At 32.8% G+C, this 21,764-nt stretch carries 19 protein-coding genes; 9 read left to right on the forward strand and 10 right to left on the reverse strand.

Annotated features, from left to right (window positions below):
* Positions 1-61: 61 nt before the first annotated feature.
* From KHA98_RS09110 to KHA98_RS09130, 5 genes are all read right to left on the reverse strand, one after another.
* Positions 62-601: a hypothetical protein gene (locus KHA98_RS09110; protein WP_213257430.1), complete on the reverse strand. Its 540-nt coding sequence runs from the start codon at positions 599-601 to the stop codon at positions 62-64.
* Positions 598-3,402: a KAP family P-loop NTPase fold protein gene (locus KHA98_RS09115; protein ID WP_213257432.1), complete on the reverse strand. Its 2,805-nt coding sequence runs from the start codon at positions 3,400-3,402 to the stop codon at positions 598-600. The genes KHA98_RS09110 and KHA98_RS09115 overlap by 4 nt, the downstream gene beginning before the upstream one ends.
* A 261-nt stretch (positions 3,403-3,663) precedes the next feature.
* Positions 3,664-5,094 (reverse strand): hypothetical protein, encoded by a 1,431-nt coding sequence (locus KHA98_RS09120; protein ID WP_213257434.1) that lies wholly within the window; start codon positions 5,092-5,094, stop codon positions 3,664-3,666.
* A 336-nt stretch (positions 5,095-5,430) separates the two neighbouring features.
* Positions 5,431-6,687, reverse strand: a complete 1,257-nt coding sequence (locus KHA98_RS09125) for a retropepsin-like aspartic protease (RefSeq protein ID WP_213257436.1) — start codon at positions 6,685-6,687, stop codon at positions 5,431-5,433.
* 209 nt (positions 6,688-6,896) lie between these two features.
* Positions 6,897-9,410: a hypothetical protein gene (locus KHA98_RS09130; RefSeq protein WP_246522246.1), complete on the reverse strand. Its 2,514-nt coding sequence runs from the start codon at positions 9,408-9,410 to the stop codon at positions 6,897-6,899.
* 358 nt (positions 9,411-9,768) lie between these two features.
* Between KHA98_RS09130 and KHA98_RS09135 the strand changes: the two genes are divergently transcribed.
* Both KHA98_RS09135 and KHA98_RS09140 read left to right on the forward strand, forming a co-directional pair.
* Complete coding sequence (locus tag KHA98_RS09135; RefSeq protein WP_213257438.1) at positions 9,769-10,185, forward strand: OsmC family protein; 417 nt, start codon at positions 9,769-9,771, stop codon at positions 10,183-10,185.
* Positions 10,186-10,410: 225 nt separating this feature from the next.
* Positions 10,411-11,190 (forward strand): alpha/beta hydrolase, encoded by a 780-nt coding sequence (locus KHA98_RS09140; protein WP_213257440.1) that lies wholly within the window; start codon positions 10,411-10,413, stop codon positions 11,188-11,190.
* A 657-nt stretch (positions 11,191-11,847) separates the two neighbouring features.
* Here KHA98_RS09140 and KHA98_RS09145 read toward each other — a convergent pair.
* On the reverse strand, positions 11,848-12,819 hold the full coding sequence (locus KHA98_RS09145) for a hydrogen peroxide-inducible genes activator (protein ID WP_213257442.1): 972 nt from the start codon (positions 12,817-12,819) through the stop codon (positions 11,848-11,850).
* A 633-nt stretch (positions 12,820-13,452) separates the two neighbouring features.
* Between KHA98_RS09145 and KHA98_RS09150 the strand changes: the two genes are divergently transcribed.
* Entirely contained in the window at positions 13,453-13,887 is a 435-nt protein-coding gene (locus KHA98_RS09150; protein ID WP_213257444.1) for an META domain-containing protein, read from the forward strand.
* Between the two features lie 88 nt (positions 13,888-13,975).
* Here KHA98_RS09150 and KHA98_RS09155 read toward each other — a convergent pair whose 3' ends face one another.
* Positions 13,976-14,458 (reverse strand): MarR family winged helix-turn-helix transcriptional regulator, encoded by a 483-nt coding sequence (locus tag KHA98_RS09155; protein WP_213257446.1) that lies wholly within the window; start codon positions 14,456-14,458, stop codon positions 13,976-13,978.
* Between the two features lie 3 nt (positions 14,459-14,461).
* Positions 14,462-14,953, reverse strand: a complete 492-nt coding sequence (locus KHA98_RS09160; protein WP_213257448.1) for a GNAT family N-acetyltransferase — start codon at positions 14,951-14,953, stop codon at positions 14,462-14,464.
* Between the two features lie 226 nt (positions 14,954-15,179).
* Here KHA98_RS09160 and KHA98_RS09165 point away from each other — a divergent pair, with 226 nt between their 5' ends.
* The 6 genes from KHA98_RS09165 to KHA98_RS09190 all read left to right on the forward strand — a co-directional run bounded on the left by KHA98_RS09165 (position 15,180) and on the right by KHA98_RS09190 (position 20,128).
* A complete protein-coding gene (locus KHA98_RS09165) occupies positions 15,180-15,545 on the forward strand; it encodes a winged helix-turn-helix transcriptional regulator (RefSeq protein WP_213257450.1) in 366 nt (121 codons plus the stop codon).
* Between the two features lie 92 nt (positions 15,546-15,637).
* Complete coding sequence (locus KHA98_RS09170; RefSeq protein WP_213257452.1) at positions 15,638-16,228, forward strand: TetR/AcrR family transcriptional regulator; 591 nt, start codon at positions 15,638-15,640, stop codon at positions 16,226-16,228.
* Positions 16,229-16,538: 310 nt separating this feature from the next.
* Positions 16,539-16,982 (forward strand): PaaI family thioesterase, encoded by a 444-nt coding sequence (locus KHA98_RS09175; protein WP_246522248.1) that lies wholly within the window; start codon positions 16,539-16,541, stop codon positions 16,980-16,982.
* A gap of 52 nt (positions 16,983-17,034) precedes the next feature.
* Positions 17,035-18,585: a DHA2 family efflux MFS transporter permease subunit gene (locus KHA98_RS09180; protein WP_213257454.1), complete on the forward strand. Its 1,551-nt coding sequence runs from the start codon at positions 17,035-17,037 to the stop codon at positions 18,583-18,585.
* A 68-nt stretch (positions 18,586-18,653) separates the two neighbouring features.
* The gene (locus KHA98_RS09185) at positions 18,654-19,241 is read left to right on the forward strand and encodes a TetR/AcrR family transcriptional regulator (protein WP_213257457.1); all 588 of its coding nucleotides are present in this window, start codon (positions 18,654-18,656) and stop codon (positions 19,239-19,241) included.
* Between the two features lie 80 nt (positions 19,242-19,321).
* The gene (locus KHA98_RS09190; RefSeq protein WP_213257459.1) at positions 19,322-20,128 is read left to right on the forward strand and encodes an SDR family NAD(P)-dependent oxidoreductase; all 807 of its coding nucleotides are present in this window, start codon (positions 19,322-19,324) and stop codon (positions 20,126-20,128) included.
* 86 nt (positions 20,129-20,214) lie between these two features.
* Here the strand turns inward: KHA98_RS09190 and KHA98_RS09195 are convergent, their stop codons facing one another.
* Both KHA98_RS09195 and KHA98_RS09200 read right to left on the reverse strand, forming a co-directional pair.
* A complete protein-coding gene (locus tag KHA98_RS09195) occupies positions 20,215-20,601 on the reverse strand; it encodes a DoxX family protein (protein ID WP_213257461.1) in 387 nt (128 codons plus the stop codon).
* A 138-nt stretch (positions 20,602-20,739) separates the two neighbouring features.
* The gene (locus KHA98_RS09200; protein ID WP_213257462.1) at positions 20,740-21,753 is read right to left on the reverse strand and encodes a zinc-binding alcohol dehydrogenase family protein; all 1,014 of its coding nucleotides are present in this window, start codon (positions 21,751-21,753) and stop codon (positions 20,740-20,742) included.
* Positions 21,754-21,764 lie beyond the last annotated feature (11 nt).

Consider the following 21,764-nt stretch of genomic DNA (forward strand, 5'->3'; position numbering starts at 1 on the left):
ACTATAGTTGTCTTCTTAAAACTTTACGCAATAATTAATTCAAACAAATTTTATCTAAAAACTATTGCTTTCCAATAAGTGGATTTATTCTATTTCTTAATTCGTTTTCTATAAGAGGAATTATTGTATTGTAATTTTTTAGACCAAGATTTATAACACTTATTTTAAAAATTTCATTTTTCATATTTTCTCTAGCCAAAAGTTTCATCGCAAATGTTGTTTTATTTATATCTTTATAAATATGATCATACAACCTCGATTTCATATTTTTAGATTTTCCTATATATAATGGTATCCAATCTTTCAATTCATTATGCGCTTTAATTCTTTTTAGTTTAAAATTAGGTGTAAATTTTCTTAAATAATCTTCATGTTCCCATCTCATTTTAAAATTAGCTAACCATTCTTCAAAATTGGAATAATTATTACTATTTTTTACTTCTAAAAGATAAATACCTGAATTTATCAGTATTTCCCATGGAATATTTTCTAACTTTTCATTTAATTCAAATTGGCAAACCTCTTGAAAATGCAATTCTTCTGTGAATTTTTGAATTAGATTAAGCTGCTTACTTATTTCTTGATCAATAATTTCTATCATTTATTTTTATTTTTAAATTCTTCTATTTCATCCCCTGAAGGAGCATTAGAAAATTGTTTTGATTGATATGTATACATATATATTAAGAAATTTTCTAATTCAGAATCTAATGTGATAATTAATTCCGATTCTCTTACTTTTTCAAGATAATCAATAAAATTATTTAATCCTTTTATAGCATAATCTTTTATATTTAAATCATAATTATGCCATGTTTCTCTATCTTCTGAATACAATTCAGCTTGCTTAATTATTTTCTCTCTTTCATCCAAGTCTTCAAAAATGTTCGCAATACGAATTATATCAATTTTTTTAATAGTTTCTGAAGGTGAGTTTTCAAGAAAAATTTCTGTAAAATTATCATCGATAAATTGCTTAATAATTACCTTAAATTCTTCGAGTAAAACGCCAAATTGAAAAAAGACATAATACCTTTCATAAAAAGCGTTAAAAAAAATTGATAAATCAATAGGTCTGCTTTGATCATTATTAATATCACTATCAAGAACCTTAAATAGAATTTCCTTTATTTTTGACTTTGTAAGGACTCTTAAAGCATTAATCTTTCTTGAACTTATATAGCTTCCAAAATTAATTTCATTTAGTGCCGAAACATTATTAGGTACTTTAGAATAATAAAAACTAAGTTCACTAAGGAATCTTCCGAAAGCATCATTCGAATTAGTAAAAATAATATCTAATAATTCTTCAAATTCTATTTGAAATTTTGTTTCTCCTAAATAAATAATATTAAGAATTTCCAATGCTTTCGAATAGCCAAGCAATTCTTTTTTTAATAAATATATAACTTGTTTATATTGATTAACATCTTGTATATTATCATCATTCGTAATAAAATACTTTATATCACTTTTAATAAACTCCTCATTTTCTTTATTTAACACCTTATCATAGATCAACTTTTCAACATTTATTTCTTCTATAGCACGATATAAATCAGTAAATGAAAAAGATTCATTAAAAACATTATTTTTCAAATAAATAGGGAAATATCTTTTAACATAAATCCTTTTTGGATCATCTACTATATCATCATTTGGAAACATCTTTTTAAGAAAAGAATAAATTATAATTCTATCTCTTTTATCAGTTTCAAGAGGTATGTAGAGACTTTCGATATTTGTTGATTTAAATTTAAGTTTGCTTTCAGTTCCTAACCATGATCCAATTCTTTTTGAAGAAAAATTTTTATACATCCATTTATACTTAAAAAGCAGCAATCTCAATTCTAAATAATCTCCTAAATCTATGTCATCAATTTTTTCTAATGTTCTAATATTTATATACAACTCATTAAAAAACTTTTTCACATCTCTTCTGGATTCGAAGAAAAACGAAGGTACTATATTAAGTCGTTCCAATTCATCAATTTGCAGTTGAGTTGCGTTATCAGAAATGGAATCAAAATATTCATCATCATTATAAAAAATTTCATTAATTGCTTTAATTAATAACTTTTTATCAGCACTATTGTAACCCAGCGAGTTCTCTATTAGTTCATTTAAATAAATAATAAAACTCTTTTGATTTTGATTATTTAAATTAACTTCTAAATTGAATATTTTATCTAAATAATAATTATCAATTTGAGATTGCTGAATAACATATTGCCGATCAAAACCACAAATAAAAATTATGTTTTTAAAATCAGCAATATTCCTAAGTATTCTTAACGTTTCAAGAATTTCAGCTTTATTTAATCTATCTATATCATCTACAAATACAATTATTTTCCTATCGATTTTTTTAATAATATTATTTATCTCTTCATATGAATCTTTTATCGAATCTACATTAGAAAAAAGACCTTCAGTTATCGATTTAAATACATTAAAATATTTATTATCTACTAAAGCAAACATTTCCTTTAAGTAGTTTTCAATAGAATTTTTTGAATCTCCAGAAAACTCGGAAAGCTCCGTTTTTAATTGATTGAAAAAATTATTAATTATCGACTTTTCATCTTGATGTTGCCAAGCATTAAACCAAAAAGAAATAGGTTTACATTCATTTGTATATTGTTCAGATTGTAATTTATACTCAAGTCTTTGCAAAAAACTTGTTTTTCCTAAGCCCCACATTGAATTTATTCCAATTATAAATGAACTTTTGGGTCTTAAATTTAAAATAGCCTTAATAACAACCTCTATTAATTTTTCATTGTCATTAACCTCTGTCTTATCATGTGGAGTATCTTCTATTAAAAATGATGAAAAATTATCTTCTTTACCATCAATCTTAAACCAATTACTTAGAATATCATATAATTTCCCATTCTGAAAAAATAGATTTCGAAGAAATAATAAAAGAGATAAAAATGCAATTAACAGTATAATATCAGCATAATATAAATTATTCTTCACACTCAAGTACGAAAAATATAAAGAATCAGTATTATTAATTCTAAAAGAAAAATAAATTAAAGCTAGATAAAAAACTATGAAATTATTTTTACGCGCAAGTCTATAATTTTTAATTAAAAACCATAAATAGCGGATAAGAATTATAACTATTGATATTATAAAAGCAATTTGAAAATAGTTCTCTTTAGCATTTTGATGATTAATGACACTATTTTCAGCTAAAAAACTTGATATTTTGCCTTGAAAAAGTATTGTTATTAGAACCAAAATTATCCAAGAAAAAATTATGAAAGAATTACTCTTAAAAAAAAATAACATCTTGCTGATTTGTTTTAATAAAATTGATAAAAAAAGCCTCAAACCTGATAAGATAATTGCACTAATTTTTCTGATTGTTAAATTGTAAATTGTCTTCAATTTTCTAATAGATATTTTTTTACTTCATTTTCAATTAATCCAGAGCTTATAAAAAAAGGTTTCTTTATAAGATTAACTGAAATTATTTGGTTTCTGTAAATATAACTTCCTTTAAAAATTCCGATAGGAGTTTTTACTTGAAAATCTCCTTGATTATTATTACAAGTAAGATATCCTTCTTCATTTTTTAAAAGAAGTTGAAGCTTTTCAATAAGTCTTTCAAACGATTTATTGTAGTTTACGGAGAATTTTGGCATAATATTATTCTAAAGTTTCTTCAACTATTTCACCTAGAGTATCATCGATTTTATTAGCTTGTTCTTTTAAAATTTTTTTTGATTTACTATCCAATATTTTTGCGATTTTGGATAATCCAGGAATTTTTTCAAGTTTTTCTACAGCATCCGATAAATTTGCACTTTTTTCTAGGGCATCCATTAATGGATGATCAGATTTATTGTAATCAGAAATTAGTTTACCTGGATTTTCAGAGCTTACGCTCAAAATGTTATATAGTAATTTTACTCTTAGATCATTTGATATATCTTCATTTTCAATTGAATTAATTTGATGCGATAAACCTTCAAAAGTTTTACTCAAAACTTCTTTATGAGTATATTCTTCAATTAATCTTTTCGATAGATTTAATTTTTTATTTGATGAATATGCTATCCATAAAACAGGAATATATAAAGGAATTATTGCAAGTACAAATCTTGGGCTATATTCAATTACGTCAATTAAGGTTTTACCTTCAAAAATAAAAAAAACACTTAAAATAAAAGGAATAATAGAAACTATTACTAATCCCAAAGCAGCCTGTTTAAAATTACCTGCAAATTTCCTACTATCTTTTATTTCACTTTTTCTTTTTTCAGAATAAGCATATGACAAACCAGTAGTTAAAGCATTGGGAAGTAATTTATTAATTTTGTCCAGAACAGAATCATAATCTGTATTCCACTTATTTTCTTTCTCTAAATAGTCAGCTTCCTTTTCTTCTATAAAGGTTTTATAATTATCTAAAGTTTCTCTCCTTATATTCAAAACATCTTTTTCCAAACTTGACAAATCCTCTTCCAATGATTCATAAGTACTTTGGATTTGATCTTTTAATCCTTCAACTCTTGTTTCTACTTCAACGCCTTCTTCATTAGTTTCTTTCTCTAGATAACCAAAAAGTTCCCTATGAAGATTATCAATATCTCTCTTTCTTGATTGAATAGATTTTTGTAAAGTTTCTATTTTACCAAATATTTCTTCTCCACTTTCAAAATGCCCTTCTAATGTTTCAAGTTTTTCAACTAGTATTTCATTATTCTCAAAATTTTCTTCTAATGTAGCTATAGTATCTTCGATCTTTTTTGAACGAATATCTAAATCAACTGTAAATCTGTCAATTTTCTTAAAACTAGTTTCTGATTTAGTTTCTAATGATTTAATATTAGTTAAACAAAGTTTAGCTTCTTTTACCTTTTCAGCTGAAATTTCTGCATTCTGAATCGCTAAATCTTTAGCTTCATTACTTTTATTTCTAAATTCAGAAGCCTTTCTAGATGATTGTTTAGCATCTTTTTCAAAATCAGAAGTTTTCTGTTCTATTTCTTTTTCTAATTGTGTTAATCTACCCCAAAGTTTTACTCTTTCTTCATTTAGATAATTTAAATCATTGGCAATACTAGTTTTATCCATTCAATGTGAATTTTATATTATTTCTTTGGGTCAGAATCCAATACCAAAATAAAAAAAATAAATTATTATTTTTTTACGGAAAACCGTACAGAAGTCTTTTTTTTCAAAAGTAACGATTTGAAAATTTTAAAAATCACGTAGATATACCTGATTAACAAAATTTTCAAAATTTTCATTTTCTCTGCCAGCACAGACGTGTCGCTATTGAACGCAAAGTAACCTTTGAAGTAAAATTCTTCTTTAGCTAGAAACATACTCCACCAAAGAACTGAACTGTCTCTTTCTTCTTTAAGTCACAATTCAAAACACATTCGGCACAATGCAAACCTAAAACCCCTAATCCTCCAATTTTAAATAATTCCCATCAAAACTAATCACCACCTTTTTAAATTGTCCGAGTACATCCTGACCAATATTTCCAAAATTTACTGCACCATAAACACCATAATCATTTTGGTCAATTTCCATTTTTGGGAGTAGTATTCTCTTTTTTCCAAGGTATATTTCCTGGTCTTTTACAACCCATACTTTTGTCGAAACTACTTCTGCTCCGGCACCAGAGGATTTAATTGTTTCTAAACTACCAATACCGTCAAGATTATCTTTGAAGGTTTCATAAAATGTTTTGTTAAAGAGGCTAACCTTTGCGCCGCTGTCAAAATTAAATGGCAGGGTTTTACCTTTATATCCTAACATTACGATGGCTCTCAGTTCATCTACAAATAAGTTCTTCTCGTTTTTATCTGCTTCTACATCTTTTGAGAACGTAAGTTTATTTTCTTCAATGGTAATCGTTCCTAACTCCTTTACGATAGGAAAACCAATAATTCCGTTAATCACATACGCACCATCTGCAAATGTAAATGCGGTGTCGGGATATACTAAAAATATAGCGTTATGAATTTTTAATTCACCCAAAGTAATTTCCGGAGCAACGCCTATTTGAACTTTGTTTTTTTGTCCTGTAAAACTCGCCACCGAAATGTTATTATCGGGCAGGATTTTAATTCCCATTTTTTCTGCCATACCTTCTGTAACACAACTAATTCCAGCTCCGGTATCAAAAACAAAATTAGATTCGGTATCATTTCCCTTAACTTCTGTTGTAATTAAACCCGCCTTGTCTTTTATTGTAGCAAGTGTAACTGTCGAGAACTTCTCGATCTTCTGGGCGCGGGTACTTCTTAAAGACTGCCAGATTCTTTGTGTATTTAATTCGTCGAGAAGTTCGTCTTCTGTGAGATGATCTTTAAATTTTATCGTGAGTACTTTAGAAGCGGTATAAGCCATATTATAATTAAAGAGCTTTATGTAATTATCTCTCTTTAGCTTAGCAAATTCGTTCGTATTAATTAGTTCGTTATTTTTCAAACTGTCCAGATAGGCATTCGACAACTTCGGTTTATTGCACACATTGGCAAATAATCCTTTGTAGAAATAATAGTCTTTACCTTTTTCTATAGTATTAAGACTATCCATTTTAATAAACTGATGCTGCTTACTCAATTGTTTTAAACTGAAGTCTGAATTGTTTTGTCCAAACACTATTTGTGCCGCTAATAAAAAGAAAAGTAGAAGTTTATAATTGCTCATTGATCCCATTTTTTGAAATTACTATCTCATTCTACAAAACAGCTTCAACATTATAAACATATCAAAATAAAGCCATTAAGTTTTCATTATTCCTCTTAAAGGTAAAATTAATTTAGTTATCATGATGTAATGAATAAAAAAATCAGGTCTGGAATTTACTAATCCCATTCCTGATTTTTTTTGAATTAAAATTACCCCTCTACTTTTATTTATCTTCTTCCTCTAAAACCGCCGCCACCGCCGCCTCTAAATCCGCCACCACCAAAGCCACCTTGATGCTGAAAGTTTTGGAAATTTCGGGTTTGCATATCGCCGCGGTCTCTGGACATAGCAGATCGATCAAGATCGTTTGTAATATCAGGACGACCTGCTTCTCCCAGCGGTTTATTTGGTTGTCCTAAAGTTTGCTCTGGTCTATTGAAATTATCGCCTTGTGCTCTGTCTCCCATTCGGGTTTCTCCACCTAAATTTTGATTGGCACCTGGTAAGTTATCACGCTGAATACGTTCTCCTGCTCCATTTGCTCCAAGACCTTCATTTGGTTTATCATGCTGAATGCGTTCCCCTGCTCCATTGGCACCAAGTCCCTGATTTGCTCTATTTTGGATTCCTTCACCTGTTTTTTTGGATGAACCTAAAGTTCCTGCTTGCGTCCAGCCACCATTTCCGTTATTGTAATGGCTCCAGTTTCCGTTAGCGTCTTTTTTATATACATGTCCGTCATGTCCTGCGTATAGGTTATTGTTGGTACGTACGGTTGTTCCTCCGCCACGGTGATGTGTAATTACACCTTCTTTTCCACCCGAAGTTTGATAAGCAACTGCTGTTCCGCGTCGGGTTGTAATATGTCCGCTTTGCGCCCATTGATTTCCATTTGTAGCAGCAGAATGTCCCCATTGCGCATAGGCATTATGTCCTTGATTGGTTCTTGCATAATTTCCTGTATACGGATTATAGGTACTTGCGGCAGTACGACCGCCATACCAGCCTTGTACACTTGCAGAACGTCCGTATCTTCCCGTTGCCGGATTATACCATGCCGAAGTTCCCGCAGCACCATAAGGGCCGTAAACACGTCTTCCGGCTGCATAACCACCCGTCCACGGATTGTAAACCGCTCCACCTCCGTACGCATAAGGATACGGACGGTAAATTGGATATAAGCCACCGTAATACATATAAGGCGGGTAATACCATCCTGTGCCATAAGTCAAGATTGCGCCAAATGTTGCACCAATAATAAAAGCGCCTAAATAGCCTGCAGTAGAACTACTTTCGACTGTTGTATCGGTTGTGGTTTGTGTAACATACGTCACATTATATACGGGAGAACTTGGCGGAATAGTATAAATTTCTTTCGGCACAGAATCGGCTGTTTTCCAAGGTCCGTTAGGACTTGTGGACATAAACCAAACGGCCTGAAAACATAAATAATACAAGTCACCTACTTTTATAATCTTCTCCTGAGTATTGCTTGCATATTGCATTTTTGTACCTTCAATAGGTTTAAACTGAGCTGTACCACCATCGTAGCTTACTTTTACTTTAGCTTCGGCTTCCGATTTTTTCAAAATGGCTGTTGTAGGAACTTGCGCCAGCATTACAGCATCTTTAGCTTCTTGTGTTCCTGGTACAGAAGCCAGGACATTAGCGCGAGGTGAATTTTTAGGAATTTTGGCAAAATCAGCTGGAAGATTATTTCCCGCATAACTCCAAGGTCCCGTAAGTTCTTTCGATTTAAACCATCTTCCTGATAGTAATACATAATACTGTCCATCAGCTTCATTGGCAAAAATATCATTCTCGGTATTGTCAATATACATTAATTTGGTTCCATCAATTTTAATAAATTTTGGATTCCCGTTTACTGCAATTAATTCCGCTGGTTTATTACTGTAGAAAACCTCAGGAGCATTTCCCGAAGACGGTGGCGGAATCATTTTTTTAACATCATCATAATTCTCTCCCGAAGGCAAATTGCTTAAACCCGAAGGCAGTTTGGTTGTTTTTGTCCATTTACCCTGAATATTTTTTGAAGTCAACCAGATATTTTCGGCTAACAAATAATAATCTTTTCCTGTTTTATCATAAAATACATCCCAATTTGTATTGACCACAAATTGAATATCTGATTTATCTATTGGAACCAAAACCGGTTCTCCCTGCACGATCAACAAAATCGACGGATTGGTACTGTAAAAAATGGCAGGAGGATCATTTTTAGCCACGATTCCCTTCGGCGGACTTTTGGTATGACTTAAATCTGCCAGAATACGATCTACAGAAATAGGATCTCCACTTTGTGGTAGTGTTTCTTTAAATAGTTTTTCCATTTCCGGAACTTGTTTTTTGTCCAAAGCAGGAAATCGTATATCAGTTACCTGAAGGTTTTTAATAAAAGCATTTCGATTATCTTTATCTACCAATGTTTCTGCTTTTATAGAAGCCACGCCTACAACTTGTTTTCCGTCTTTTGGAGTTAGGGAAAAAGCCACTCGGGCTGTTATTTCTTTAAAATCCTTCCAGTCATCTACCTGAGGCTGATAGTACACAAGTTTGGCACCATTGTTTTCGGCCTCACGTGGCCAGCCTTTATCGGCAATTAATGTAGTGTCAGCAGTTTCAGACTTCCCGGATTCTGAACTTACCTGATCTTTATCTTTTTTGCAGGAGAACAAAATCGTACTCAAACAAGCTGCAACGATTAGAAAAGCGTTTTTCATAAATTAAAAAATTAGATTAATCATTCAAAATTTATTCTTCTGATATATCCTATAAAATTGAATAGCATAAAATTAAATTCAAGCAATAACTAAAACTACTAATTGGCTGTTTACTTGGTTTCAAATTCTAATTTGAAACCAAAATCCCACCTTTTTCTATAACATTTCAATTTTCAGAGAAAAAAGTTAATGTCCGAAGTTTTGATCTCTTCCCAATAAAATCAATGATTATAAAATATTTTTATAACTACTAAAAATTATTAATTTGATTAATAAACACCTTCCCTATACCTTTGTCTCATCAAAATCAAATAAACGATTTGAACATCTTAAAAAATAATTTAAAACATTAGCAATCATGAAATTTACAAGAAGAGCAAACGCAAACTGGAAAGGTACAGGAATGGAAGGAAAAGGAACTATTAGTACTCAAAGCACCACTTTAGACAATGCACAATTATCTTTTAAAACTCGTTTTGAGCAAGGTGTAGGAACCAATCCTGAAGAATTAATCGCAGCGGCGCATTCTGGCTGTTTTACCATGCAATTAAGCTTTTTATTATCTGAAGCTGGTTTTGTACCGGAAGATTTAGATACAACGGCTAAAGTAACTTTTGAAGACGGAACTATTACTTTAATCCAATTGGAACTTACCGGAAAAGTTCCCGGAATTTCTGAAGAAGATTTTCAGAAAGCAGCTCAAAAAGCAAAAGAAATTTGTCCGATTTCGAAATTGCTGAATACTGAGATTACATTATTAATCACTTTATTATAAATAAATTAAATTCCAATACTGAAATTCCAAATTCCAATTTGACACAAAGTTTTGTCCTCCTGAGCGAAGTCGAAGGACACGATAGAAACTCCTCAAAGAATGTCATCAATCTTTGTAGAGCTACTTGCGAAGATTTCTCCCTTCGGTCGAAATGACAAGATTGCAAAAAAAAGGAATTTCTATTCAATCTAAAATCAACAATCTAAAATCTAAAATTTTTTACACATGAAAACAATATTTAAAAACTATTTCGCATTCGCAGCAATAATTCTTGCTCTATTATTTACATCAGTAAATGCAAACGCTCAAAAAGCAACTCCACAAATTAAAAATGTCGTATTGGTACACGGTGCATTTGCCGACGGTTCGGGATGGAAAGGTTTGTATCAGGTTTTAACTAAAAAAGGCTATAATGTAACGATTGTTCAGAATCCGCTGAGCTCTTTGGAAGATGATGTTAGAGCAACAAATTTAGCTTTAGACAAACAAGACGGACCAACAATTTTGGTTGGACATTCATGGGGCGGAACTGTAATTACTGAGGCTGGAAATCACCCAAAAGTAGCTGCTTTGGTTTATGTTGCAGCTTTACAACCTGATAATGGCGAAAATTCTGTGCAATGGCTTCAAACTGCGCCTCCTGCTCCTGAAAATGGTGTTTTGGCTCCGGATGATAAAGGTATCGCCTATTATGATAAAGCGAAATTCCACGCTGGTTTTGCAGGAGATTTAAGCAAAGAAGATGCTGATTTTATGTATGCTTCGCAAGGTACTTTTTACGCTAAAGGCTTTGGAACACCAATTACAAAAGCGGCTTGGAGAACTAAACCTTCTTACGGAATTGTAGCAACTGAAGATAAAAGTATTGCACCGGAAATTGAACGCGCAATGTACAAACGTTCTAACACAAAAATTACAGAAATAAAAGGAAGTCACGTAGTGTTTATTTCTCAGCCTGAAAAAGTGGCGAATGTGATTATTGAAGCATCTGTTTTGAAAAAATAAATTCCAAATTTAAAATTCCAAATTCCAATATTTCTCAATGTTGGCACTTTGAAGAATGAAAAATTTAAATAGAAACTCTGCATGGATTGGCGACAATCTTTGTGGAGTTTCTTGTGTGTCCTTCTCCCGTCCCGAAGCGTCGGGATCGGGATCACTTAGGAAAACAAAAAATTACATCAGTTTTGTCATTCCGAGGGACGAGGAATCGCACTAGAAACTCTACAAAGATTGGCGACATTCTATCCGGAGTTACTTGCGAAGATTTCTCCTTCGTCGAAATGACAATTTTGCGTAAATACTCGTTGATAATAAAGGAGTGTGTCATTCCGAGGAACGAGGAATCGCACTAGAAACTCTACAAAGATTGGCGATATTCTATTCGAAGTTACTTGCGAAGATTCTTCGTTCCTCAGAATGACAATTTTGTGCTAACATTCTTTGATAATAAAGGATTGTGTCATTCTGAGGAACGAAGAATCTCCACGAGAAACTCTACAAAGATTGGCGACATACATTGCGGAATCCCGCTTGCGATTTCTCCTTCGTCGAAATGACAATATTGAGGAAATATACTTTTGATAATAAAGGTAGTTTATCCAAATTCCAACCTCTTGCAGCAATTGGAATTTGGAATTTTTAACATTGGAATTTAAACCTTTACATAAACTTACTCACTTCCTTAATAAAATAAGGCGAATCGTTCCAGCGTATTTTTCTGTACGCAAAATCTTTTTTGAGTGATTCGGGAAGGCAATTCCAGATGGCTTCGTTCATTTTTTCGAGTAATAATTTCTTTGAAAACGAATCTGAAACCACCAAACTAATTTCTCTTACCGGCATGGGTTCTTTAAAAGGTTTAAAAAGTCCGGATGGTGCGTCGTTTAAAATAGAAAGCTGCGGAATAATCGCAAATCCTAAATGGGCTCGAACCAGATTTTTTAAAGTTTCTATTGAACTGATATCGTAGGTAAATTGTTCTTTTATTTTATCGGATGATTTTAATCCGCAGATATCCAAAAGTTGCGCGTTGTAGCAAAATTCATGATGCAGCAATAATAACTCTGTTTTATCTCCGGGTTGCATTTCGTAAAAAGTTTCATTTGCCAGCGGATGTGTCTGATTTAAATAGGCTACAAACGGTTCTTTAAAAATGGGATGTTCAATTAAATTCGGGTTTCCGGTTGGTGTTGCCATAATAACGACATCAAGCGCTCCGGTTTCCAGATCTTTCATCAATTGTCCGGTATTGGCTTCCTTTATTATAAAATGCACTTTTGGAGCCGTTTCTTTCATCGCATTAATAAACAACGGAATCAGATAAGGTGATAATGTCGAAATGATACCAAGTTTCAGCTCTCCTTCCAAAAGATTCTTTTCGTTGACCACAAAAGTTCTGATTTCATCTACTTCACGAAGAATCTTTTTGGCTTTGTTGATTATCTCGATTCCAAGAACTGTAGGAGTAAGCGGAACTTTATTACGATCAAAAATCTTGATTCCGATTTCTTCTTCGAGATTTTTAAGCTGAATCGTTAATCCGGGTTGCGTTACCATACAAACTTCGGCTGCGCGCGCAAAGTGACGTTCTTCGTCTAAAGCGACAATATATTTTAATTGCTGAATGGTCATTCTTATAACTTTATTTTATAAAGATACACAAAAACACATTTTAGCTTATAAAATAAGGAAGGTAGAAAATAAAAATCTTAACCCGTTGGGTGAAATTACATTTAAAAATGCTCCTTTGAATAAAATAGCACGCGGATAAAACGGATTTACTTCGTAAAAAAGCGGACAAAAACGGATTTTTTTTAAATTCTTTATACAAATCCGTTTTTGTCCGCGTTTTCGTGATAACGAATCTGTCTAATCCGCGTCAAAATTTATACTATTTTAATTGCACCCAACGGGTAAATCTTATATAAATTTTACCGCAGCCAACATAAAGATTTTGCGCAAAGCACGCGAAGCTTTTTTTGAGAATCATTAAAATGAAAAAAGGCCGCAAAGCTTTATTTAGATATAACTTTGCGAACTTAATATAAACTATGATTCGTCTCAGAATTAAAATGCCTTAGCGAACTCTGCGTTTCCCGATCCCGACGCTTCGGGACGGGATTGTGTAGCTTCATCAAAACATGGAAACAATTGTTTTTTACTTTACGAAAACATTATAATTTTACGGAACAGGTTAATTTTAATACATTTTCTACTGCAAAATCAATTAAAAATCTTTAAATTTATGTTCTAAAATCTTACTTTATGAAAAACTTCGTACTATTATTCGTTGCTGTTTTAGCGCTATCTTTTAATTCTTGTAACACGATGAAAGACACTACAAAAACTGCTGATATCTACAATACAACCTGGGAATTGGAATATATTACAGGTCCGCGTATTGCTTTTGAAGGTTTATTTCCGGATAAAAAACCGTATATCAAATTTGATCAGGGAGCGGGACAGGTTTTCGGAAATGCGGGTTGTAACGGATATACTGCTACTTATACTTTAAAAGGACAATCGTTGACTTTTGGCGAACAAGGCCCAACAACTATGATGTACTGTGAAGGTGGCGGAGAGCAGGTTTTTACATCAACAATCAAAAAAATCGATTCGTACTCTATTGACAAAGACGGAAAATTGAATTTAATTACCAACAACGTTCCAATGATGCGATTTAAAAAAGTGACGAAATAATTTCATTTTAAATTAAATGTAAAATGTGAGAAGTAAAATGTATCAATTGTACATTTTGCTTCTCACATTTTATTTTTACAACAAATAATTAATTTGCTCCATCTTTCAACTGAAGCGCTCTTTGCAGAAAACTCTGATGCATGATTTTGTTTTCTGCTTCTTCAATCGCGCGAAGCAAATTATTCTGATTATCGGTGATTTCGGTAAGTACCGTTTTCATTACATCCCAAACCGGTTTCATTTGTTCGATAAGCTCCTGCCCTTTTGCAGTAAGCTGAAGTAATCTTTTACGTTCGTCAATTTTATCTTTTTTAGAGCGAATCAGTTTTTGTTTTTCCAGTTCTTTAAGCAAACTTATAGTCGATGGGTGCGTATACCCTATTTCATTGGCAATTTCGACTACACTCAAAGTATCTTTATGATACAGCGTATAAATTACAGGAAACCATTTGGGTTCAAATTCAATTCCGTATGATTTATAAAACAACGCACCATCTTTTCGCAATTGCTCGCTAAGGCGTTGTAATCGCGTTGAAATGGCCAAAATACCTGATTCGTCTATAATATTCATTTCTTATTTCTTTAAGTTTAAATGACGGAACGTATTATCCGGATGCATTAACGGAAATTTACCCGGAAGTGCGTCTTTCTGAATTTCTACAAATCCATTTTTTTCATAGAAACGCAAAGCTGCATTTAAATACGATACCGTTCCCAAATATAAATCATTGATTTCGTTTGTACGGCAATATTCAATTAAAGTCTCTAATAATTGCTGAGCGATTGCAAATTCTTTTCCGCGGAATTCTTTCTTTACAAACATCTTTCTTATGGCTGCGGCATGAGTATCAAATTTAACCAAAGCGATTGTACCAACTAATTCGTCGTCTATAAAAGCACCCCAGAATCCGCCACCGCCTGCGTGATAAAAATTCTGTATGTTGAATAAATCCGGCTGATCTGCTAAAGTAATCGGAACATTAAATTCTTTTTGCTGAATGTTGATTATTAAATCGGCTACGACATTTTCGTATTTGTTTTCTATGGGAATAATAACTGGTTTCATGGTTCTAAAATTTTACACAACAAAACTACGTAGTTAAATACATAAATAAAAATTTAAAACACTATTTATGATTTTTTTGGCAACAAATAACTGTCGTAGGTTTGGTTTCTTTTTAATATTTTTGTTAGAAGAGTTTTGCCACGAAAGCACTAAGAAACAAAGTTCTCTTCTTGCTTGATATAGATTTTTTATAATTCTTAAAACTAAAATTCCTTACATCACTTATATGGTAGAAAAAACAATCCCAACAGAAAGAAACCAGAAAGAAGAATTTCAGGCGCTTCAGGATACTTTGTATGTTTTGGGCGGAAAATGGAAACTGCCGATCATTAATTCCATTTGTAACGGAAATAACCGATTTAAAGATATTAAGGAAAGTATCCCTGGTATTACGTCCCGAATGTTGTCTAAGGAATTAAAAGACATGGAACTGAATAATCTGGTCCAAAGAACCGAAGATCGCGATGCAATCGTTCCTATTCTTTATCAATCAACTCCATATTGCCAGTCTTTTGGCCCAATAATCGCTGAAATGATCAAATGGGGTATCTCACATCGCAACCATATCAAAAATAAAAATGAGAAACTTTAAGACTCATAATCGCTTCATTTAAAAATAATTCGAAAAAATAACAACAAATAATACCGATTGGTATATATTTGCAGTCTTAAATCAGATTAATCATGGGTAAGGCTGAAAGAACGAAACAATTTATCATAGAAAAAACGGCTCCAATCTTTAATATGAAAGGTTATAGCGGTACTTCTATGAGTGATATTACAGATAGTACCGGATTAACAAAAGGTAGTATTTATGGTAATTTCGAAAATAAAGATGAAGTAGCCATTGCGGCATTTCGATTTAATGTCAAAAAACTACAAGATGCTTTTTCGCAGGAAATTGACAAGCAAACTACTTTTAAAGATAAATTACTGGTTTATCCGAAACTTTATTCTGATTATTCGCATTTAAAGGTTACAAAAGGCGGCTGCCCAATTCTAAATACCGCAACAGAAGCTGACGACACGCATCCTGTCCTTAAAAAATACGCTGAGAGAACCCTTATTTATTGGAAGGAAAAAATAGTATTCTTTATCGAACAAGGAATTTTAAACGGAGAATTTAGAGCCAAAGCTATTAATACCGAAAGAACGGCCTTAACCATAATCGCCTTAATTGAAGGCGCAGTTATGATTAGCAAATTAACCGGAAATTTAAATGACTTGTCGAACGTCATGGTTTCGGTTCAAAAAATTGTAGAAGATTTAGAATAAAGTAACAATGCAAAAATTGTTTTTTTATCTAACAAAACATACCAATTGGTATTTTATAACCAGTTGGGTAAAATGTAACAAAATTTAATTTTAACACATAGAGACATAGTTTTTCTTGTCTACAAAAGGCGTTTCACTTTTTTAAATAAACATAGCTATGTGTGAAAACTAGTTTTTTCTTTAACCTTTTTTTACTTAAAACTAAAATCTATTGTTTCTATGCGTTAAAAAAATAATTTCAACCAACGGGTATTTTATAATAAATAATAAAAAGTGAGTCGAAAGGCTATTAATTAAAAACGAATTAAAAATGAAAACAAGATTACAAGTGCTTCAGGATCACTTAAACAAAGAATTTACAGCATCCCCTTCTCCATTTATGTTATGGATGAAACCTATTGTTTTAGTTGCTGAGCCCGGAACTGTTACATTTAAATATGTAGTACGGGAAGAAATGTCAAACCCAATAAAATCCCTGCATGGAGGCGTTACAGCTGCAATTGCCGACGATTGTATTGGTGCTACGCTTTTCTCATTAGACGAAGAACATTTTTACACGACCATCAATCTTAACATCGACTATTTTGCACCTGCGCACGTTGGCGATACAATTATTGCCAAAACAGCCATTATCAAAAAGGGAAAACAATTTGTAAATGCACAATGCGAAATCTGGAATGAAGCAGAAACCCGATTGATTGCCAGAGCTTATTCTAATCTTTTTAAAACCAATGTGGTAAAAAAAGTGCTTTAATTAAAGCCTTTTTTCATCTCTAAAAATATACCAATCGGTATAAAATATTATTATGACACCTTTACAACGCAAACTCTTAATTTTTACCGTGATCCTTGCTGCGATTATGGAACTTATTGATATTTCTATCGTCAATGTTGCACTTTCGCACATGAGCGGAAATCTCGGTGCAACCTTAGAAGATACTTCCTGGGTGATTACAGCTTATGCTATCGCGAATGTAATTATCATTCCGATTACCAGTTTCCTGAGCGCCAGCCTCGGACGCAGAAATTATTATATTGGATCTGTTATTTTATTTACCTGCTGTTCTTTTATGTGCGGACATTCCTCGAATATCTGGATGCTGGTCTTTTTTAGATTCTTTCAGGGAATTGGCGGTGGCGCATTATTATCAATCTCTCAGGTAGTTGTATTTGAACTTTTTCCAAAAGACAAACAATCAACAGCAGGCGCATTATTTGGAGCCGGAATTTTTATTGGTCCAACTATTGGTCCAACATTGGGCGGATACATCACCGAAAACTATGACTGGCCATGGATTTTCTTAATCAATATTCCGATCGGGATTCTGGTTGCCATTTCGTGTTTCTTCCTCTTAAAAGAACCGCCAGTAAAACCAGAAATTTCAAAAGTAGACTGGACAGGAATTGCTTTATTAGCAATTGGAGTTGGTGCCTTACAAACGGTTTTAGAAAGAGGCGAAGTCGAAGATTGGTTCGAAACACGTTATATTATCGTATTAAGTGTTATTGCCGCTATCGCATTACTTACCTTTATTTACTGGGAATTAAAAATAGATAAACCTGTAGTTAATCTTCGGGTGCTTAAAAGCAAGTCTTTGAGTATCGCCGCCATTTTGACCTTTGTAACCGGATTCGGGATGTTTATTTCTATTTATATTAGTCCGGTCGTGGCGCAACGACTTCTTAATTTTTCTCCATATCAAACGGGATTATTACTTCTTCCCGGTGCAATATTGGCGTTGGTTGCTTTAAAAACCTGTGGTACCTTATTACAAAAAGGCGTTTCACCCGTTATTATAATTGCTTCCGGTTTTCTTTTATTCATTTATTTTAATTGGCGAATGTCTGAAATATCTCTGGATACCAGTGCCTTTGAAGTAGCAAGCGCTCTTATATTTAGAGCATTAGGTTTGGCTTTATTAACGGTTCCGTTAACGATGCTTGCCGTTTCTTCACTTGACGATAAAGATGTTGGCCAGGGTGCGGCACTCAATAATATGATGCGACAATTAGGAGGTTCTTTTGGCGTATCGATCATCAATACATACATTGTTCATCGGTTTGCAGAACATCGAAATGTTTTGGTTTCTAATATAACTTTAGATAATGCAAAAGCAATGAACAGGATTAATGCTTATATCAGTTATTTTCAAAGCAGAGGTTTTGCCTATAATGAAGCAAGATCAAAAGCTCTAAAACTAATGGAAAACATTATTACCAAACAATCTTCCTTATTAAGTTATCGTGATGCTTTCTTTCTGGTTGGCTTGTTTTTCGCTATAACACTGCCTCTGTTACTGCTGGTTATGAACAAATCTAATAAACCTAAAAAAGATATAATTCTCTCTGATCATTAAAAAAATCATAAAAAATTTGTTTTACTGACCAATCGGTCATATATTTGTACCGTTAAATAAAAACGATCATGTCAAAAGGCGAAGAAACCAGACAATTTATCATAGAGAAAGCCGCTCCCATTTTTAATACAAAAGGGATTGCTGCAACGGCTATGAGCGATATTATGGAAGCCACCAAATTATCTAAAGGAAGCATGTATGTGCACTTTGAAAATAAGGAAGTTCTTGCCTGTGCTGCCGTTGATCATAATATGAAAACGCTGAGTACTAAACTTCAGGCTGTTTTGAGTAAAACCAAAACAGCAAAAGAAGCCTTATTTGCTTATATCGACTTTTTTAATAATCCGTTAAATCCGCCTGTTACTGGAGGTTGTCCTTTGTTAAATTTCGGAACAGAAGCTGATGATACCAATCCGGTAGTAAAGGAAAAAGTAAACAGCGGAATCAAAATTACACAGCAATTATTAGTCGGTATTATATCGAAAGGAATTGCTAATGGTGAATTTAATCCGGAATGGAATGCTGAGGAATTTGCAACTGTATCGTTTGCCATGATGGAAGGCGGACATTTAATGTCAAGAATGTCGGGTTCTAATAATAATATGAAAGTGATCACCAAAGCCCTTAAAACGATAATAGACCAAAACAGTCTCTAATTTTTTTTACTATAAAAATGACCGTTCGGTCATATAAAACTAAAATATAAAGCATTAAAAATAATTTAATTACAAACAACATGTCAAAAACAATTTTAATTACAGGAGCATCTAAAGGTTTTGGAAAAGCCTGGACAGAAGCATTTTTAGCAAAAGGATATCAGGTAGCTGCAACAGCAAGAAATATCGAAACTTTAAACGATTTAAAAGCAAAATACGGAGACGCAATTTTGCCTTTACAACTAGATGTAAACAATCGTGAAGATTCATTTGCAACGGTACAAAAAGTACAAAAACACTTTGGTTCAATAGACATTTTAATCAACAATGCGGGTTATGCACTAACAGGCGCTATTGAAGAAGCAAACGAAAAAGAAGCAAGAGAGCAATTTGAAACCAATTTCTTTGGAACTTTATGGTTAACTCAGGCGGTTTTACCTATTATGAGAAATCAAAAAAGCGGACACATTATTCAGGTTTCATCGATTTTAGGTTTAGCAACTTTACCAACAATGGGACTTTATAATGCTTCAAAATTTGCTTTGGAAGGTTTAAGTGAAACGCTGGCAACGGAAGTAAAACAATTCGGAATCCATGTAACTTTATTAGAACCAAACGGTTTTGCGTCAAACATTTGGCATACCGGAATAAGCAGCGAAAGTAATCCGGCTTATGATGGTCTTAAAAAAGCATTCTCTGAAGCAGAAAGTGATTTCGGAAAAGTAGAAGCTACAGCTCCCGCTGTTGTAAAACTTGTTGAAACTGAAAATCCTCCTTTACGTTTACTTTTAGGAAGAGTGGCATTACCTTTTGTAAAACAAAACTACGAACAAAAACTAACAACCTGGGAACAATGGAATGACGTTTCTGTTGCTGCTCATGGTTAATTTGATTTCTGATTTTAATTGAGAAAGCGAGACTATCCTCTTTTAGAGAAACGGTCTCGCTTTTTTTATTTATAACTAACTTTTAGTTAATCCCACTGATTGTTTTTAGAAACGGCAAATTTCCCGGCTCCGGTAAAAAATAATGCTATTGAACCAAAAAGATAAAGCATCAGTAATTCGTTTGCATATCCACCGTGCTCACTAATAGAAAAAATATCTGCCGAATGTGCCACTGCAACAGCAACAATACAAGTTATTGCTAAAAAAACGGAAGCAATTCTGGTACGGAATCCTAGTAAAATAGCCAATGGTGCTAAAAATTCACCAATATAAACCGCATATCCAAATGCGCCCATAGTATCTACAAGAAAAGAAATTCCGTGCAGGATTTTAGCAATACCATGAAAAAGCATTAGACCTCCAGTGCTGATACGCAATACTAATAATCCTAAATCTGTGTTTTTTGAAATCATAACAATTATGTTTTGGTTTTAAAATTTACTTACAATTCTACTTTGTAAGAAAACTAAAATACAACATTTTGTTTCAAAAAAACAAATTGCTTAAAATAATTCCAGATAATTAAACGGAATGTCTTTACAACCAGTCGTTTAAAATTTTATCGCAATTTTCCCAATCGTTTTCCCAGATTCTAAAAGCTGATGTGCTTGTTTCAAATTATCAGCCGTAAGTCCATTGAGTGTTATATTTAAAGTAGTTTTTAAAACTTTTTCATCTAATAAATCGGCCACTTTATTCAAAATATAATGTTGTTCGATTTGATCTTCTGTCTGAAACATTGAACGTGTATACATCAATTCCCACGAAAAAGAAACACTTTTACTTTTCAGTTTATTTAACGTAACCGGTTCGCTGCTTCCGGTAATAGAAGCAATATGTCCCTGTGGTTTGATTAATTCTGCCATAATATCCCAATAGGCATTAGTATCTACAAAATCGAGAATAAAATCAACATACTCAAATCCTGCTTCTCGAACGGATGCAACTAAATCTTTGTGATCTACTACAAAATCTGCTCCCTGATTCTTGCACCATTCTATGGTTTCAGGACGTGATGCAGTAGCAATTACAGTTAAACCAGCCACTTTTTTGGCCAACTGAATTGCTATTGATCCAACTCCACCTGCGCCCCCAATAATCAGAATCGACTTTCCTTTATCTTTTTCGGGATTAATACGAATTCTGTCAAACAAAATTTCCCAGGCGGTTAAGGCAGTTAAAGGAATAACGGCTGATTCTTCATTACTTAACGATTTTGGTTTTCTCCCCACAATTCTTTCATCAATAATCTGATATTCGGCATTACTACCTTGTTTGGTAATATCTCCGGCATAATAAACCGGATCACCAACTTCAAACAAAGTAACTTTTTCTCCTACAGCCTGCACAATTCCAACAACGTCCCAGCCGATAATTTTTGGCGTTTCAAGAACAGTATCTTTTGCTGCACTTTGGCGAATTTTAAAATCAACCGGATTAACAGAAATTGCGTCAATCTTTACTAATAAATCGTGCGCTCCGGGAATTGGTTTTGGAGTTTCAAATGCGATAAAACTCTCTTTTTCTTCTATGCTTAATGATGTTTTAAATCCTATTGCTTTCATCTTTTTTCAAT

Origin of the sequence: Flavobacterium branchiicola (genome assembly GCF_018383905.1) — a bacterium.
GTDB classification, from domain to species: domain Bacteria; phylum Bacteroidota; class Bacteroidia; order Flavobacteriales; family Flavobacteriaceae; genus Flavobacterium; species Flavobacterium branchiicola.

Coding starts and splice junctions, on each gene's coding strand:
- KHA98_RS09110 (WP_213257430.1), bottom strand. CDS start 601: ATGATAGAAATTATTGATCAAGAAATAAGTAAGCAGCTTAATCTAATT.
- KHA98_RS09120 (WP_213257434.1), bottom strand. CDS start 5,094: ATGGATAAAACTAGTATTGCCAATGATTTAAATTATCTAAATGAAGAA.
- KHA98_RS09125 (WP_213257436.1), bottom strand. CDS start 6,687: ATGAGCAATTATAAACTTCTACTTTTCTTTTTATTAGCGGCACAAATA.
- KHA98_RS09130 (WP_246522246.1), bottom strand. CDS start 9,410: ATGAAAAACGCTTTTCTAATCGTTGCAGCTTGTTTGAGTACGATTTTG.
- KHA98_RS09135 (WP_213257438.1), top strand. CDS start 9,769: ATGAAATTTACAAGAAGAGCAAACGCAAACTGGAAAGGTACAGGAATG.
- KHA98_RS09140 (WP_213257440.1), top strand. CDS start 10,411: ATGAAAACAATATTTAAAAACTATTTCGCATTCGCAGCAATAATTCTT.
- KHA98_RS09145 (WP_213257442.1), bottom strand. CDS start 12,819: ATGACCATTCAGCAATTAAAATATATTGTCGCTTTAGACGAAGAACGT.
- KHA98_RS09150 (WP_213257444.1), top strand. CDS start 13,453: ATGAAAAACTTCGTACTATTATTCGTTGCTGTTTTAGCGCTATCTTTT.
- KHA98_RS09155 (WP_213257446.1), bottom strand. CDS start 14,458: ATGAATATTATAGACGAATCAGGTATTTTGGCCATTTCAACGCGATTA.
- KHA98_RS09160 (WP_213257448.1), bottom strand. CDS start 14,953: ATGAAACCAGTTATTATTCCCATAGAAAACAAATACGAAAATGTCGTA.
- KHA98_RS09165 (WP_213257450.1), top strand. CDS start 15,180: ATGGTAGAAAAAACAATCCCAACAGAAAGAAACCAGAAAGAAGAATTT.
- KHA98_RS09170 (WP_213257452.1), top strand. CDS start 15,638: ATGGGTAAGGCTGAAAGAACGAAACAATTTATCATAGAAAAAACGGCT.
- KHA98_RS09175 (WP_246522248.1), top strand. CDS start 16,539: ATGAAAACAAGATTACAAGTGCTTCAGGATCACTTAAACAAAGAATTT.
- KHA98_RS09180 (WP_213257454.1), top strand. CDS start 17,035: ATGACACCTTTACAACGCAAACTCTTAATTTTTACCGTGATCCTTGCT.
- KHA98_RS09185 (WP_213257457.1), top strand. CDS start 18,654: ATGTCAAAAGGCGAAGAAACCAGACAATTTATCATAGAGAAAGCCGCT.
- KHA98_RS09190 (WP_213257459.1), top strand. CDS start 19,322: ATGTCAAAAACAATTTTAATTACAGGAGCATCTAAAGGTTTTGGAAAA.
- KHA98_RS09195 (WP_213257461.1), bottom strand. CDS start 20,601: ATGATTTCAAAAAACACAGATTTAGGATTATTAGTATTGCGTATCAGC.
- KHA98_RS09200 (WP_213257462.1), bottom strand. CDS start 21,753: ATGAAAGCAATAGGATTTAAAACATCATTAAGCATAGAAGAAAAAGAG.